The organism is Oxalobacter aliiformigenes (assembly GCF_027116575.1).
Lineage (GTDB): Bacteria > Pseudomonadota > Gammaproteobacteria > Burkholderiales > Burkholderiaceae_D > Oxalobacter > Oxalobacter aliiformigenes.
Window position 1 is genome coordinate 873,518 of sequence record NZ_CP098252.1, and the last position, 16,185, is coordinate 889,702.

Annotated in this window: 16 protein-coding genes; 5 read left to right on the forward strand and 11 right to left on the reverse strand. The window is 52.8% G+C overall.

Annotation, left to right across the window (positions count from 1 at the left end; all coding sequences use genetic code 11):
* Positions 1-5: 5 nt before the first annotated feature.
* The gene (gene dapC, locus NB647_RS04105) at positions 6-1,211 is read right to left on the reverse strand and encodes a succinyldiaminopimelate transaminase (RefSeq protein WP_269284301.1); all 1,206 of its coding nucleotides are present in this window, start codon (positions 1,209-1,211) and stop codon (positions 6-8) included.
* A 485-nt stretch (positions 1,212-1,696) separates the two neighbouring features.
* Here dapC and NB647_RS04110 point away from each other — a divergent pair, with 485 nt between their 5' ends.
* The 5 genes from NB647_RS04110 (at position 1,697) to NB647_RS04130 (ending at position 4,060) form a co-directional block, all read left to right on the forward strand.
* A complete protein-coding gene (locus tag NB647_RS04110; RefSeq protein WP_269284302.1) occupies positions 1,697-1,879 on the forward strand; it encodes a hypothetical protein in 183 nt (60 codons plus the stop codon).
* 279 nt (positions 1,880-2,158) lie between these two features.
* Positions 2,159-2,395, forward strand: coding sequence for a hypothetical protein (locus NB647_RS04115; protein ID WP_269284304.1), 237 nt, complete (start codon positions 2,159-2,161; stop codon positions 2,393-2,395).
* A 276-nt stretch (positions 2,396-2,671) separates the two neighbouring features.
* The gene (locus NB647_RS04120; RefSeq protein WP_269265327.1) at positions 2,672-3,082 is read left to right on the forward strand and encodes a hypothetical protein; all 411 of its coding nucleotides are present in this window, start codon (positions 2,672-2,674) and stop codon (positions 3,080-3,082) included.
* A gap of 184 nt (positions 3,083-3,266) precedes the next feature.
* The gene (locus NB647_RS04125; protein ID WP_269284306.1) at positions 3,267-3,500 is read left to right on the forward strand and encodes a hypothetical protein; all 234 of its coding nucleotides are present in this window, start codon (positions 3,267-3,269) and stop codon (positions 3,498-3,500) included.
* Between the two features lie 329 nt (positions 3,501-3,829).
* Positions 3,830-4,060, forward strand: a complete 231-nt coding sequence (locus NB647_RS04130; protein ID WP_269284308.1) for a hypothetical protein — start codon at positions 3,830-3,832, stop codon at positions 4,058-4,060.
* 124 nt (positions 4,061-4,184) lie between these two features.
* On the opposite strand, the gene NB647_RS04135 is transcribed toward NB647_RS04130, so the two are convergent.
* The 10 genes from NB647_RS04135 to NB647_RS04180 all read right to left on the reverse strand — a co-directional run bounded on the left by NB647_RS04135 (position 4,185) and on the right by NB647_RS04180 (position 15,965).
* Positions 4,185-4,667 carry a GNAT family N-acetyltransferase gene (locus NB647_RS04135; RefSeq protein WP_269265329.1) on the reverse strand — a complete coding sequence of 161 codons (483 nt, stop codon included), beginning with the start codon at positions 4,665-4,667 and terminating at the stop codon, positions 4,185-4,187.
* A gap of 131 nt (positions 4,668-4,798) precedes the next feature.
* Entirely contained in the window at positions 4,799-7,060 is a 2,262-nt protein-coding gene (locus NB647_RS04140; RefSeq protein ID WP_269284310.1) for an arginine/lysine/ornithine decarboxylase, read from the reverse strand.
* A 794-nt stretch (positions 7,061-7,854) separates the two neighbouring features.
* On the reverse strand, positions 7,855-7,980 hold the full coding sequence (locus NB647_RS04145; protein WP_269265331.1) for a hypothetical protein: 126 nt from the start codon (positions 7,978-7,980) through the stop codon (positions 7,855-7,857).
* 16 nt (positions 7,981-7,996) lie between these two features.
* Complete coding sequence (locus tag NB647_RS04150) at positions 7,997-9,112, reverse strand: porin (protein ID WP_269265332.1); 1,116 nt, start codon at positions 9,110-9,112, stop codon at positions 7,997-7,999.
* A gap of 423 nt (positions 9,113-9,535) precedes the next feature.
* Positions 9,536-10,573: a porin gene (locus NB647_RS04155; protein WP_269265333.1), complete on the reverse strand. Its 1,038-nt coding sequence runs from the start codon at positions 10,571-10,573 to the stop codon at positions 9,536-9,538.
* Between the two features lie 390 nt (positions 10,574-10,963).
* Positions 10,964-12,061 (reverse strand): porin, encoded by a 1,098-nt coding sequence (locus NB647_RS04160; protein ID WP_269284312.1) that lies wholly within the window; start codon positions 12,059-12,061, stop codon positions 10,964-10,966.
* 293 nt (positions 12,062-12,354) lie between these two features.
* The gene (locus tag NB647_RS04165; RefSeq protein ID WP_269265336.1) at positions 12,355-12,759 is read right to left on the reverse strand and encodes a pyridoxamine 5'-phosphate oxidase family protein; all 405 of its coding nucleotides are present in this window, start codon (positions 12,757-12,759) and stop codon (positions 12,355-12,357) included.
* A gap of 419 nt (positions 12,760-13,178) precedes the next feature.
* Positions 13,179-14,120, reverse strand: a complete 942-nt coding sequence (locus NB647_RS04170) for a porin (RefSeq protein WP_269284314.1) — start codon at positions 14,118-14,120, stop codon at positions 13,179-13,181.
* A 343-nt stretch (positions 14,121-14,463) separates the two neighbouring features.
* Complete coding sequence (locus NB647_RS04175; protein WP_269284316.1) at positions 14,464-15,045, reverse strand: YrbL family protein; 582 nt, start codon at positions 15,043-15,045, stop codon at positions 14,464-14,466.
* A 287-nt stretch (positions 15,046-15,332) separates the two neighbouring features.
* On the reverse strand, positions 15,333-15,965 hold the full coding sequence (locus NB647_RS04180) for a YrbL family protein (protein WP_269265339.1): 633 nt from the start codon (positions 15,963-15,965) through the stop codon (positions 15,333-15,335).
* Positions 15,966-16,185: the final 220 nt, after the last annotated feature.

Here is a 16,185-nt window from a genome sequence, read left to right on the forward strand (position 1 = left end):
TTATTTCAGGGGTGTCGGGTCTGTCTGACGAATCCGGCGATACGCAAAATCCCCTCCAGACATTCCGCCGGTTCGGCGACCAGTGCGATGCGGATCCGGTTTCTGCCGGGATTTTCGCCGTGTGCCTCGCGGGCCAGATAGCTGCCCGGCAAAACGGTCACGTTTTCCCGTTCATACAGAAGGCGGGCGAATTCCGTATCGGAAAGGCCGGTTTTTTCGTGGACTTCGGCCCAGAGATAGAAACTGGCGTCCGGCATGGTGACGTTGACGGCCTGTTGCAGGATTGGCAATGCTTCCCGGAATTTGGCGGCGTATTTCGCACGGTTTTCCCGGACATGTTCTTCGTCGTTCCATGCGGCAACCGATGCCGCCTGAACCGTTTCGCTCATGGCGGTGCCGTGATAGGTCCGGTACAGCAGGAATTTCCGGATAATGCCGGCGTCTCCGGCAACGAATCCGGAACGCAGGCCAGGTACATTGGAACGTTTGGACAGGGACGAAAACATGATGAGACGCGGATAACCGTCCCGTCCCAGTTTGCGGGCCGCTTCCAGTCCGCCCAGCGGCGGTTCGTCGAAGTAGATTTCAGAATAGCATTCGTCGGAAGCGATGACGAATCCGTAGCGGTCGGACAGCTCGAACAGTTTTTTCCACTGTTGCAGTGTCATGACGGCACCGGTCGGATTGGCCGGCGAACAGGTATAGAGCAGTTTCGTTTTCGCCCAGACGGTTTCGGGAACGCGGTCGTAATCGCAGGCGAAATTCAGGGCCGGGTCGGCATTGACGAAATACGGTTCGGCTCCGCCCAGAAGGGCGGCTCCTTCATAGATCTGGTAGAACGGATTCGGGCAGACCACGATGCCGTGTCCGGCCGGGTCGAGAACCGTCTGGGCCAGAGCGAACAGGGCTTCGCGCGAGCCGAGTGTCGGCAGAATCTGGGTGGCGGGATCCGGAGCGGGAATGGCGTAGCGTCTGGCCAGCCAGCTGGCGATGGTTTCGCGCAGGGCGGCACTTCCCAGTGTCTGTGGATACCGGGACAAGCCGTCCAGATGGTCTGTCAGCGCTTCCCGGATGAAATTAGGTGCCGGATGTCTCGGTTCTCCGATACCGAGGTTGATATGTCCGCTTTCCGGATCCGGATGGATTCCGGAAAACAGTTTGCGCAGTTTTTCGAAAGGGTATGATTGCAGTCGGTCGAGTAACGGATTCATAAGTCGGTTTTTCCGGAGATTGCCGTAAAAAGGTTAATGTACCAAATCCGAATCATTTTCGGTTTCCTGTTGATCCGGCCTGAGCCGGTTCATTCCGGAAAAAACGTATGCATATTTTGTGCCAGATTGGTGAATTTCTCCCGAAAACGGTGCAGATTCCCTGTTTTGATGCATGTCAGCGGCCGCCCGTTTCATTCCGCGAATGCGTGATCGATGTCTTCCCGTTTCACGGTCCGGTGACAATGCCGGGAACGGAGCGCCGCGTTCGCTGCCATCATGTCGGCCGGCAATCCTTTTTTCCCGGCAGCCATTGAATTGCGGATCTTTTTTGTGATTCGTCAGACAATCCTTTTTTCAATCCTCGTCTGCCATATTTTTGTCACGGTCTGGTCATACGTTTTGTTTATGTTGGACACATCGGGGAATAATCCCGCAAGGCAGTTTCTCTTCGGTTGATCAACCGTTTTATGGAAAGGAAAAGGATCATGGACGTCGTAATCAACAAGCGCAAGGTACGCGATACGGTCAGACAGATCGTGGCTGGTGGCAACCGGACACTGAAACAGGAAATCAGAAGCCGTTTCGCCGCACGCATGGCAACCGGTCGGCAACCGGTAACCGGCGGTTTTGTTTTTCCATCCAAAACCGTGGCCGGAAATGTCTTGTGACGGTAAGAGCCTTTTTCCATCACAGTGTTTCCGATCGGGACGGTAACGGTTTCTCCGGTTTTTTCGGTGGGATATCCGCGATGGAGGATACCGGTTGTCTCGTCACGGCCGTTTGGAAAACGGGTCATATGGCTGTTTTTTGACCGATGATAAAAACGGGAGTTCTTTTCTTTGATTTTTCCCGGTTGTCATGTCCCCGTTACAGCTCACAATCAGAATAGTTGCCATGAAGTGGCAGTCCGAATCTGTCTGTACGCTACTGTTTTACGGAAAGTTCCGATGATGAATGACACTGCAAGAAACCGGATTTTACGACGGGCCGTCCTGTTGGCGAGTGTTCCGGCCTGTATGGCGGCCGTGCTGCTTTACCGGGCACCGATACGCGAGTTCGTTTCTGCGGTCATGTCAACGGAGACGGAACAGATTTCCGGACGGATCGACAGACTTTCGGCTGCCGGGACGGACCGGATGTTCAGGCGTTCCGCTTCAAAACGTCCTGTTGCCGAAGTTAAATAGTTTTTGTTTTGCCTTTCCTTTCTTAAGTGTTTTTCATTTTGCCGGAAACCTGGGTTTCCGGTTTTTTTTCGGCGGAAATGTACCCTCAGACAGACTGAAAAATGGATGGAGAGGGGTTGTCCTCCGACAGGCTTTTGGAGAAGCAATGACATTGACCGGATACCCGGATGATGTCCGGTTCTTCCGGTTTCATGATCCTGCCGGGGATTTTCGCCGGAACGTGATGCAGGGTGTGGCGAATGTCTTTTTTGCGTGCTATTCTGGAATATGGTCGTTGTGCGATCCGTCATATCGACGGGAGAAAGTATGCAGATGAACAGGGAAGCGGAAGGCGGATCCGTCGCTTTTTTCAATAAGGAAAAGAAACCGGAAAACGGCACGGCAATGTGTGCCATCCATGAATCTGTCGAATTCATCCTCAATTCCCGGATAAACCGGCAGCCGTGGCAAACGGCGCTGGAAACCTGCCTGACCGGTTACCGGGTTGACGGGCCTGACAGGAGCGACAGGGAACTGGTGTGCGAGGAAATCGTCCGGGCCATTCAATGTAACGAAAAACGCGTTTCGAATGTCCAGGCCGTGGCGGGGATGGCGCCTGACGGTGATACGCCTTTTATCAGGGTGTCCTGGAATGTTGCCTCGACCGGCAGGTATGATGAACTGGTGTTGTGGTTTCCGTTCGGGTGAACCCTGGCGGAACTTTCCGGCCAGAGTGCCGTCCAAATCTTTTCCGGTGATATTCGCCAGTGTCAGGCAAGCGGTCATATCCTTTTCATAACCGGCGTATAATATCTGTCCCGTCGGCTGGACACTGTTCACAAGACAGTTGCCAGCAGGGATTGTGATCAATGTTTTACGAGAGGATTCGATCATGAATGCCATCACGCACAAAATCCATCAGGCCATGCTTTTCGGCAGCCTGCCGGCCTGTATGGTCGCGATGATCATTTTCAGGGATCCTTCCAGCGATCAGCCCATGCACGATATGCCCGGAGGTGCCAACCGTTTCATCAACCGGAGCCGTACGATCAGTATGCCGTTGCCGGTCGCCGAGAGAGGAAGCCGTTATGTCGGCCGCCGTATCAGGAAGACGGTTGTCCGGTAACATGACGTTTTCCGTGCGGACAGTAGAGAGGCATCTGTCTTCTTTTTGTCATGTCGGCAAAACGGACGCGGGGTTTTCATTCATTCAATCCAAAGGTTTCTGACAAGGCGGGGTTTTCGCTTTGTTGTGTTTTCACCGGAACTTTTGCCTTGCCGGTTATGTCTGCTTGTGATCCGGGCAGTCCGGCTCTGTCATGATGGCCGTTGCAGCCGGTGAAAAGATAGCCTGTGTACAGATTATTGTCCGGCCGGAGTTTCACTCCGGTTTCCTGATTCAGGATGTCGGATTTCGGCAGTTTGTCCGGTGACCGGATTGTGGCGGAAGCGGTCATGCCAGCTTATCCGTGTCCGTCTGCCATTCTGGTATGGCGGATCCGGCCGGCAGAAATGCCGGGGCTCTGGTTGTACACGGCGCCATTCAGGTCGGTAAGCAGGAAGGTATTGCCGGAAGACAGAGCGATATCGGAGCGGTCATGGCTTTCCCGAAAAAGACAGGTATTTTTATATCCGGAACCGGGGGCCGGGCAGACCTGGCTGAAAGACGGCGGTTTTGAAGTTTGACAGTTTATCCCTTCGAATGAGGGGAAAGCGTTTTCCGAAAAACAGGACCGGATGGAAAATATGTCGCAACAGACATGGTGATGGCCGACTGCATGACGGTTTCTTGTGCATTCATGTTGTGCGGTCAGCACGATGTTTTTGCAGGCCGGTTTTTTACCTGAAGCAGTTCCTGCTTCAGGTAAATCATATCGGTCAACAATATGCCTTCCTCGTAAATCGGTTCCGGACAATGATCGGTGAAAAAATCCGGAGTGTGGTGTGAAACCGTGAAACCGCATTTTTCATAGAACCGGATGGTTTTCGGGAAATCGCCCGTGCCTGCCTGTATGACGGAAAACCTGTTTCGGCAAATGTCCAGAATGTGCCGGATCAGTGCACTGGCATAGCCCCGGTTTTTCGCTGTTTCCACTGTTGCCAGATTTTTCAGTTCGCAAAGCATTTCGCTTTCGGCAGTGACGACGCAGACGCTTTTGAGTTCTTCACCGTCATAGAGGGCGAAAAGTTCGCCCCTGTCGAGATAACGGTCGATCATATGCCGGTCGGGATCCGCGATGAGAAGGAGATCGGTAAACCGGTGTTTGCCGGTTTTGACTTGTTCGATGTGCATCGTATCCGGGGTTTTCAGAAAAGTGTGGAAAAACGCGTTTTCCGGCGGAATATGGTATCGGGCCGTTTTGCCTGGGGGAACACGGGAAAGACGGATTTTTCCGTCTTTCCCTTACATGACACGGTCCGGAATCAGATACATTCCTTTTTGACGCAATCGACGAAATATTCCCATTTTCCGCCATTCTCCTGACGGATCAAACCGTGGACATCGGTTTCGAAACCGGGGAACCGGTCATTGAAATCGCGTGCGAATTTCAGATAATCGACGATGGTCTTGTTGAACCGCTCTCCGGGAATCAGAAGCGGGATACCCGGCGGGTAGGGGGTCAGCAGAATGGAGGTGACACGCCCTTCCAGTTCGTCGATCGGTACCCGTTCGATTTCGCGGTGAGCCATTTTTGCGTAGGCATCCGACGGTTTCATGGCCGGACTCATGTCTGAAAGATACATTTCCGTGGTCAGGCGGGCCACGTCGTTTTCATGATAGAAGTCGTGGATTTTCTGGCACAGATCACGCAGGCCGAGCCTTTCGTAGCGCGGATGGGCTGCGGCGAACTCGGGCAGGATACGCCAGATGGGCTGGTTCTTGTCGTAGTCGTCCTTGAACTGCTGGAGCGCGGTCACCAGCGTGTTCCAGCGGCCCTTGGTGATGCCGATGGTGAACATGATGAAAAAGCTGTACAGGCCGCATTTTTCGACGATGATGCCGTTTTCTGCCAGATACATCTTGACGATGGAAGCGGGGATACCCGTTTCCTCGAATTCGCCTGCCAGCGACAGGCCCGGCGTGATGACGGTCGCCTTGATCGGATCGAGCATGTTGAAGCCCGGGGCGATGTCACCGAAACCATGCCAGGTGTCTTCCGCTTTCAGGATCCAGTCTTCGCGCCGGCCGATGCCGTTTTCCGCGAAATTGTCCGGGCCCCAGACTTCGAACCACCAGTCTTTTCCCCATTCCTTTTCGATTTTCTTCATGGCGCGTCTGAAATCCAGCGCTTCGAGAATGGATTCCTCGACCAGTGCCGTGCCGCCCGGCGGTTCCATCATGGCGGCCGCTACGTCGCAGGACGCGATGATGGCGTATTGCGGCGAGGTGGAGGTATGCATCAGAAACGATTCATTGAAAATGTTCTGGTCGAGTTTGACTTCTTCCGATTCCTTGACGAGGATCTGCGATGCCTGCGACAGGCCGGCCAGAAGCTTGTGGGTGGACTGGGTTGAGAAAATCATCGACTTTTTTGCCGGCGGGCTGTAACGGCCGATGGCGTGCATATCCTTGTAGAAATCGTGGAAAGCGGCATGCGGCAGCCAGGCTTCGTCGAAATGCAGGGTGTCGATTTCGCCGTCCAGCATGGTCTTGATCGTTTCGACGTTGTAGACGATGCCGTCGTAGGTCGATTGCGTGATGGTCAGAATGCGCGGTTTTTTGTTTACGGCATCCCGTGCGAACGGATTGGCCTCGATTTTTTTCCGGATGTTTTCCGGTTCGAATTCTTCTTTCGGGATCGGGCCGATGATGCCGTAGTGATTGCGTGTCGGCATCAGAAATACCGGGATGGCGCCGGTCATGATGATGGCGTGCAGAATCGACTTGTGGCAGTTGCGGTCGACTACGACGATATCCCCGCTGGCGATAGTGGAATGCCAGACGATCTTGTTGGATGTTGAGGTGCCGTTGGTGACGAAATAGCAGTGGTCGGCGTTGAAAATGCGTGCGGCATTGCGTTCGCTCTGGGCGACCGGTCCGGTGTGGTCTAACAGCTGGCCGAGTTCCTCGACCGCATTGCAGACATCGGCGCGCAGCATGTTTTCCCCGAAGAACTGATGGAACATCTGGCCGATGGGCGATTTCAGGAAGGCGACGCCGCCGGAATGGCCCGGGCAGTGCCAGGAATACGATCCGTCCTGGGCATAGTGCATCAGGGCGCGGAAAAACGGCGGAGCCAGTCCGTCGAGATAGGTTTTCGCCTCACGGATGATGTGCCGCGCCACGAATTCCGGTGTGTCCTCGAACATGTGGATGAAACCGTGCAGCTCACGCAGCAGATCGTTCGGAATGTGACGGGATGTACGCGTTTCACCATAAAGGTAGATCGGAATGTCGGCGTTCTTGCTCCGGATTTCCGTCACGAAGGCGCGCAGGGGTTTCAGGGCTTCGTTGATTTCCTCTTCCGTCCCTTCGCCGAATTCCTCGTCGTCGATGGACAGGACAAAAGCGGATGCGCGGGATTGCTGCTGCGCAAACTGCGAAAGGTCACCATAGCTGGTGACGCCCAGTACTTCCATTCCTTCATCTTCCATCGCTTTTGCCAGCGCACGGATACCCAGCCCGGAAGAGTTTTCGGAACGATAGTCTTCGTCGATGATGACGATAGGAAAGCGAAATTTCATCGCAGTCTCCAAGTGTGTACGGTGGGAAACGGCAGAATGCATCCCTTTGTTCTGCCACGCTTTTTTGAGGATTTTCTCATGCCGGAAATTTGACCCGCATTATACGTTATCTGGATTTTTTTGCGTTTTTTATTAGAGATCTCGCCGCATTATGGATCCGTAAAACAACAGCTTCGTGACAAGTAGCCGAGTTTTCAGACTGCCGATGGAAATACCGGGGAAAACGGAGAGGATGATTCGGGAAAAAGTGCCGGATGAAATCTTTCCGGCAGGTACATATTCCGGTGTGCAAAATGCATGCACGGACGATGGGATGGCAGCATGAACATGCTATGGCTGGAAGAGGATTTGCCACAAGTGCATGCCGGACTGGCCAGAGCGACGATCGGGCAGTGATGCAGGGAGAGATGCATCAAATGCCATGATCGTCCGGGTATACTGTTTTGCTGTGATCCTCCACCGGGTACGGAGGCTTGGTGTCGGATTCAGACTCAAGCGATATGACGGGCAGTTCGCCGGCCGGAAGCGTTCATGGCCGGATGATTGTTTTGTTCGGCGATATCTCTGAAATGCGCAAAACTTTTAAGGGGGCTCGATAGGCAGCGTATAGAGGTTTCTTGTAGCGCAGGTGGTGTGCCAAGCAGAAGAAATTCGGGGAGTTGATCAGTCGGAATTTTGCCTGAATATATTGTTGCGGAATCGGGCCGAAATCAAATTCGCTGTACCTTTCGTCCGTGAAACAGTTTGTTTTCGCCGGAAAAAAGTTTGTACAGTACGCAGCGGATGATTTCGTGTCAAAGGGCACGTTTTTTGTTTTCCGTGTAGTGGATGAGGACAGGGGCGCAGATGAACTGCGCCCCTTGGGGAGTCACGATACCGGAAAACCGGACGGGCGCCCCCTTTTCCGTGGCGTAAGCCACTGGAACCTGCCGGCGGTCAGAACTTGTGCGTTATGCCGATCTGAACGCCTGTGACACTGTCTTCGTTATAGCCACTGCCGTTGAAGAAGTTGGAAATGGCCTCGTTTTCATAATCGGTGTAAGCTACCATGCCGTAGAGTGAAGTTCGCTTGGACAAGTCGTAGGTGTAACCGATGGCGTATTTTTTCAGGTCGGCGGAACTGTGTCCGTTCCAGTAATTGCCGCCGTCGGCCAGACTCATGCCATTGACGTCTTTTACCTTGACATAGTTGAAAGCAGCCTTGAAGGTTCCCTGACCGATCCGGTAATTCAGACCGAGAATCCAGTTGTCCATTTTCGAGGCGACTCCGTTGATCAGGGAAGAATCGGCGACGCCGCTGTTTTCCGACAGCGATCGTTCGGCGTTGTACCAGCCCTTGTCGTGTGTTTTTTCATAGGCCAGTGACAGTCTGAGGGGGCCCCATGCATAGGCGCCGCCGAGATTCCAGATGTAGGATTTGTTGGAATCGGCCAGCCGACTCCAGTTGCCCAGCAGGGTGACGGTACCGTTGTCGTACAGAACGGATCCGGCATAACCGTCATTGTCCGCACCGGCACGGGCAAAAGCATTGTCACGGTCGCTTCCCTTGGTGTTCTTGCCGAGACTATAGGTGGCGCCGATCTGGAGGCCGGACAGATTGGGGCTGTCGTAACGGATGGTGTTGTCGATATGGGTGGAACGCTGGGTAGACAGGGTCATGCTGGCGATACTGTCCTGATTGAACGGATCGAGTGTCCGCAGCGTTTCGGTGGGTAATTCATCCACCCGGCCCAAACGGAATGTTCCGAACGGGGTGCCGATTCCTACATTGGCTCCCCCGTACCAGTCGATGTCGGGATTGCCGCCGTAAACCGTTCCGTCGTTCAGGTTCAGGCGATGTTCCAGCTGGAACATCGCCTTGTAGCCGTTGCCGAGATCTTCCGTTCCCCGAAAGCCCAGACTGCTTTCATAGTTGTGCGTCATATAGGTATCTTTGCCGGTCTGCTTGGCGATACCGGTATCGACGATTCCGTATACGGTGACGTGCGACTGTGCCTGTGCAGCACCGGCGAAAACACCGGCGAGTGCAAGAGCGAATAGGGTCTTTTTCATGGGTTCTCCGTGTTGATTTCCGTTTTACGGCCGGCAGTCAATGGATGTTTCGGGAATTGCGCCGCCGTGTACCGCCTCTCTGGAAGAGATGATCTTCGAACGGGAAATGCCGTGATTTGATAAAAAACCAAGGATGGGAAGGTTGTGAGGCGAAGTGTTGTTTTCAGGCGTCAGTCACGCAGGGAGAAGGGGATGCATTCCGGTGCCTGACGTGCACGGAACCTGCGGATTTTCATGCTGTCCGGGATATCGGCGAAAACAGGGCGGACTGGCCCGGTACAGTTGCCGTGGCGGTGATGTTTTTTTCCATGATGTGATGGCGACGTCATGGAAAAAGGGCATACCGTTCGGTATGCCCCGCAAGAAAAAATCCTGTCGTGGCGGACCGGACGGAAGGGAAATGCCGCCCGGTTTTTTCATCGTTCAGAACTTGTGGTTGATACCGATCTGGACACCGGTTACGCCGTCATCATAGTATTTGTAGATTTTGGCGATTTCCTTGTCTTCGAAGTCGGTATAGGCGAGCTGTCCATAGAGGGTTGTCCGTTTGGACAGGCTGTAAAAATAACCGACGCTGTATTTTTTGGCGTCGCGTGAATCGTTGTCGCTGAATTTTTCGCTGTCTGTGAAATCGATCCAGCTGAAGGCACCGGCGATTCTGTGCGGACCGGTCTTGTATTCACCGGAGAGGATCCAGTTGTTCTGTTTGGATTTTCCGGCACTGCTGGTGCTGCCGAATTTCCAGCCTTTGTCGTCGGTCCGTTCATATCCGAGGCCGACCTTGAATCCGCCGATCTTGTAGGCGCCGCCGACACTCCATACGTTGGACTTGTTGGAATCGGACAGGCGGCTGTAGTTCGCCAGCAAAAGGAGAGGGCCGTTGTCGTAATTCAGGCCGATGGCGAAACCGTCATTGTCGGCGTTGTTTTTCGCCCATTCGTTTCCACTGGCGTTCTTGTCGATGTTCTGGGTATTTTGGCCCAGGTAATAACCGAGAGAGGCCTTGAAGCCGGAGAAGCTGGGAGAGTCGTAGCGGGCGACGTTGCTGATACGGCTGGTGCGTTGCGTGCCTTTCATCATGCTGCCGACACCTTCCTGGTTGAACGGATCCAGACGGCGGAAACTTTCGGTTTCGATTTCGTTCATACGGCCGAGACGGAGAGCGCCGAAAGGACCGGCCAGACCGACATTGGAGGCGCCGTCCCATTCAGGATCGCCACCTTTGCCGTCCCACAGGTCGAGACGCTGTTCCAGCTGGAAGGTCGCCTTGTATCCGCCGCCCAGATCTTCGGTTCCCTTGAATCCGATACGGCTGTCGTTCCATTCGCCCATTTTCAGGTCGGAGCCGGTTTCCTTGATATAGCCGGTATCGACAATACCGTAAATAGTGACATTGGTTTGTGCCTGTGCCATACCGGCAAAAGCGGCCAGCAGGGATACAGTGAGTAATTGCTTTTTCATTTAGGTCCTCAGATTAAAGATGATCGTTTCTGCTTTAAAGAGTTCGTTTTCTTTATCGCTCATGGTCATCTAAAAGGTTTTCTGTGACGGTTTCGTGACAATGAAATCTCTGGCCGGAAAGCCGTTTTTTATCCCCGTCCAGAAGCGGGGAAGTGTTGTTTGCCTGCATCATTCCGGAAAAATGCTCCTGTCTGCGGAAGAAAGCCTATTTTCGTGAAACGGGTGTTTTTCCGGCAAACCGGGAGAGGAAACGGGACAGGCTGGAACCGGTTTTGCTGTATCGGCGGTGTGGGAGACGGACTATGAAAAAGGGCACGCCATAGGGCGTGCCTGAAAAAGAAAAGACATGACAGGGAATCGGGCGGAAAAATTTTCCGCGATATGTCGCCGTCAGAATTTGTGATCGATACCGATGGAAACGCCGGTTACGGAATCGCCGTTAAACTGCGATCCTCTGAAGAAGCGGGCAAGGGTTTTGTCTTCGAAGTCGGTGTAGGCCAGTTGCCCATAGAGCATTGTCCGTTTGGACAGGTTGTAAAAATAGCCGATGCTGTATTTTTTTGCATCTCCCGAGTCGTAGCCGTTCAGGAAATCGCTGTTGTTTCCGCTGCCTTCTCCTGCCTTGATATCTTTGACTTTCATGTAATTGAAAGCGGCTGCTACCTTGTGCGGGCCGGTTGTATAGTCGGCGGAAAGGACATAGCTGTCCTGTTTCGAACGGACACCTTCCAGTTTGTTGCTGAAGGCAGAACCCGTTGCATGGGGTTTCCAGCCTCTGTCATCGGTTTTCTCGTATCCAAAGGCAACACGCAGTCCTCCGAATTTGTAGGCACCGCCGACACTCCAGATGGTGGAGTTGTTGGAATCGGACGGACGGCTGAAGTTGGCCAGCAGAAGCAGCGGGCCGTTATCATAATTCAGGCTCAATGCATAGCCGTCATTATCGGCACCGTACTGTTTCAGGGTATCGCCGTACGTATTTCGGGATTCCTTGTCCGTGTTGGTGCCGAGTGTATAAGTTGCATTGAGATAAAAGCCATTGAAGACAGGTGAGTCGTAACGGATGGTATTGCTGATACGCCAGAAGTGCTGGGTGCTTAACAGAATACTTGCGATACCATCTTCGCCAAATGGATCCAGACGGCTGAAACTTTCCGTTTCGATTTCATTGACACGTCCCAGGCGGACGGTACCGAACGGACCGGCCAGACCGACATTCGATGCGCCTTCCCAGTCAACACCGGACATTTCGCCGTTATTGACAGTGAAACGTTTTTCCAGCTGGAAAATAGCCTTGTAGCCACTGCCAAGATTTTCCGATCCTTTGAATCCGATACGGCTGGCATGAAATTGCGCCATTTTGAGGTCGGAACCGGTTTCCTTGACCAGGCCGGTATCCATTAGGCCATATATGGTTACACTGGACTGGGCGGATGCCATTCCGGAAACGGCAGTGAACGCAGCGAGCGCCAGAAGTTGTTTTTTCATCGATTGCTCCCGAATAAATGAACGGTTTTTCAGAAGAGAATCTGCTTCGGGACTGCATTCGCGTTTTCAGGAAAAAACTTCGGCAATCCGTCAGAAGTTCTGCATGAGTCGGTAAATGCACAAGTCATGCCAGTTTGCCGGTTTTATGAAAACCCTTTTATATCAATGGGTTGTAAGTGTGTCGGGCAAGAAGGATGCCGGACGGGGTATCCGGCGGCGGCTGTTTTCCGCCGGAAAATGTGCTTGAATGGGGATCGTCGGGCACAGGGATGGATACCGGTGAGTGCAAAAAATCAGAGAAAGAATTTTTTGGGAGGCAAGCCGGTGAAAGCCGCAATGGTGGCGACGGCCCGGTCGATATAGAACACTTCGAAAACCGGATTGTCGGCGGTCCGGTACTGGGCACGCAGGCTTTCGTCGGAATCGATCATTTTCTGTTTGACCGCCAGATTGTTCTCAAAGACCGCGATGCCGGCAAGCCGTATCCATGTTTCCTGGGGGGAGGCCACAGACAGCTCGACATGAGGGTGGTTTTTCAGCTCGTTATAGACATCCTTGCGGTTGCTGGTACAGAACCAGAGCCGGTTGTCTTCTTCGAGACGGAATTTGAAAGGGCGTACCTTGGGCTTGCCATCCATTCCGATGGTTGCCAGAAACTGGACAGGATTTTCCTGCAAGAACCGGATGATGATTTCCATGTTGGTTTTCCCCGAGCTGGTATGATGTTTTCCGTTTTTTCAGGTGGTTGCCGGAATGTCTTCGTTTTGCCTGTTGGACAGGCCCCGGACATTTTCCTTATGTTACTCTCACGGAATGTCTCCGGCTATCCGCAAGTGGCCTTGAGATGGGCTGCGAAAGTATTACCGTTTCTTTTTTTATACATCTTCGTTCCGCCATCGTGCGAAAACATGAAAATCCGGGGAAACGTGACGGAGGATGCACTGGCCTGACCGGTGTTGCGATAGCGTTTTCGGTTTCGCGTGAAAAGGGAATCGTATGCATTCGGGGAGGAATGAAAATCAGGCGTACAGAAAACCGTTACACACCCGTTTCGTGAGAACGGCCAGCTTCCGGCAACCATGTGCAGGGGCAAAGAGCGTTCCCCCGCTTCCGGTTTTCAGAACTTGTGTGTCATGCCGAACCTGAATCCGGTGACGCTGTCCTCGTCGCTTCCGTTGCCACGGGTATAAGCTGCCATGGCATCCTTTTCATATTCGGTTCTGGCGACCATTCCATAAAGTGACGTGCTGTCTGAAACGTCATAGGTATAGCCGATAGAAAAGGTTTTCAGATCCGCCGAATCGGGATTGTCGGATTCGGCACCTTTTTTCAGGTCTTTCATGCGGACGACATTGACGGCGGCATTGACTCTCCCGTTGCCGGTGGCATATTCCATGCCCAGATGGATGTTGTCCCGGTCCGTATGGGATTCGACCATATCATTGCCGGTTATGTCGTAAGTGGCGTTGCCGGTCAGCAGTCGGGTCATTTTTTCATGGTTTCTGTCGTTCGCTTTTTCGTAATTGACCGTAAACCGGGCGGGACCGATCGCGTATCCCGTGTTTTTCACGCCATCGTTAGCCGGTTCCGTTGTCACGGCCCGGGCATCGGCGTTGTCGCTGTCGATGAAAGCCGTTTTTGCCGGTTCAACGATCGCCTTGCGGTTTTTTCCCGTGAATACTTCTGAAGGGTGCCCGGCAGAATGGCCGGTATAAATACCGGTTCCGATTCCGTCGGTGGCCGGTTTCGTGACCGTAAGGCGCCACGGGTCGGCAAAAGTTTTGTGCGGGGATGCCGGTTTCCCGTGAGCGATGTTTTCGGACCAGGATATGTCGGTGCGGGAAAAAGGTTTCTGCTTTTGCCAGTCGGGAGTTGCCGTATTGTTCCGGAAGCTGTTTTTTACGGCGGCAGCCCGTGTTGTTCCGGCCGGTCTTTTTTTTCTGATATGCCTTTTTTGGGGAGTCGCCGCCGCAATGCTGTCTTTGTCTGACCGGGAGGTCGCGGCATGGGGGTGCGTGCCGGCCAGTCCGGCGATAAAGGCGAACAGACCGAGCGCCATCCATTTCCGGAAAGGATGACAGGAAGGTACCGAATGACAAAACGGAAAGTTTTTCATTGCTGCAGACTCCAGTTGTCAGGTCGGGAAAGGAGGATTTTCCCGGTTTTTTACCGGGGTGACCGTTCTGTTTCCTGAAATCTATCACATAAGCCGGGAAACAGGTGGTTTTGTAACATTTTTTACGAATTTAAAGGAAGTTGGATTGATTTTTGATGAATTTGCCGGAAAACAGGCAGACGGGAGCCTGTCAGGTACCGGATGGGGGAATCGTCATGAACGGGAAAGAGCCGGTAAAGCGTCTTGTCCGGAAGGACCGGTCTGCCGGACGGTTCCTGATAGGATATCAGAGGTCGAGTTGCTGGAATTTTGCGGACAGTTTTTTGGAGAATTTTTCCCATTTTCGCAGGATTTTCCGGTTGCCAAGCAGCTTGAAGTAATTGGAGGCGGGAATCAGTTCGGTACCGCCCAGCCCATCGATAAGGATCAGTTTCGGGCCTGTCGTACCGTGTTTGACGACGATGTTGTCCGGAAGAAGGTCGCAGGGGATGATGTTGTAACGTAACAGGTAGGTTTTCAGCTTTTCAAGCGCGTTTCGAAGTTTCTGTATATCTTCCTGTGATGAGAGATGGCGCAGGTACTGTTCAAGTGTTTCGGGAATCGAATCATGCCGGGGATCGTCACCGGAGATGAACTCCTGTTCGAAACCGATGAAATCGTCACCGCTTATTTCGCCGTAGAATTTGGGAATGTGATCGAACGGGATACCGCGCCGGATCAGAAAACGGAAATATTTTATTTCACGAAGAGTTTGCTTGGCATTTTTTCTCGGGCTGATTTTGACCAGGCGTGTCTTGTCGACAGGATTCAGGTAACAGGTTCTTTCGGCACCTCTTCCGATTACAGGCCATGCGGTATAGTCTGTCATATTGTGGATGAATCAGTATTGATGAATTTTTTGCCTGTTTCCCGGAATCAGGAAAGTGGATATCCCTTTTCCGAGAAAAGGCAGTGAACCGGCAGGTTTCTTATTCTAATGTCTGAAGGCCGATTCGTAAAATGCCGGTTTTCAGGGAAGAAAAACGGATGTGTCCGGAGCGGTTGCTTCCGGTGACCGGGCAGGGCCGCAGAGGTCGTGGAGATGGAAAACCTTTTTACCGTCTGTTTCTTCACGGGATGCGCCGTTGAACGTACAGGAAACCGGACATGCCGGTTTCATGGTCGGCTGTTGCCGAGTTGCGGATATCTTTCGTGTAACTGATTCATGAAGCGGTTCCAGCGGCGCATGATTTTCCGGTTGCCGAAAAACCGGAAATATTTGGAAACAGGAATCCATTCCGTGTCGTAAACGCCGTCGATCAGAACCATTTTGATTCCGGCTCCCGTATTCTGTACCACGATATTGTTGTGGTCGATACCCAGCGCCAGTATGTTGTACCGGAGCAGGTAGGATTTCAGTTCGTCGAGCGCTTCCATGAATTCCCGTATTTCCTGGGAGGAACGGGGTTTCGAGAGATACTGGTCGATGGTCGGGCTGGATACGGCTTGCAAATCGTGCCGGGGGGGGGTAAACATATCCGCTGATTTACCGGATGGAACGGTATCCCGGATCAGTTCCTGTTCGATGCCGATAAAGCCTTCTCCTTCGATCTTGCCGTAAAACCGGGGAAGGTGGTCAAAGGGAACTCCCTTGCGTTTCAGATAACCGAAATAACTGATTTCGCGAAGTGTCTGCTTGAAGCGGGATTTACGGATGATCTTGACACAACGTGCCGGTTTTTCCGGGTTCTGGTAACAGGTACGCTCAGTACCCTGTCCAATGACACGCCAGGTGGTATAGTCGATCATAAGTCGGGATTGATTCTGTATTGGCTGCAAACCGGGATTCAATGCTACTCATCCGAATGAAACGATCCGGCAAAATGACGCTCTGCCGAAAAACCTGGCTCCGGAATGAATCCCCTGATTCTGGAATAATCTTGTCATGCCGAATCTTAACACCAAACAAAATGATGTTGAAGTTTTCGTTCGGGACGTGGTGGTGTCGTTTTCGGTAACGGGTACGGTA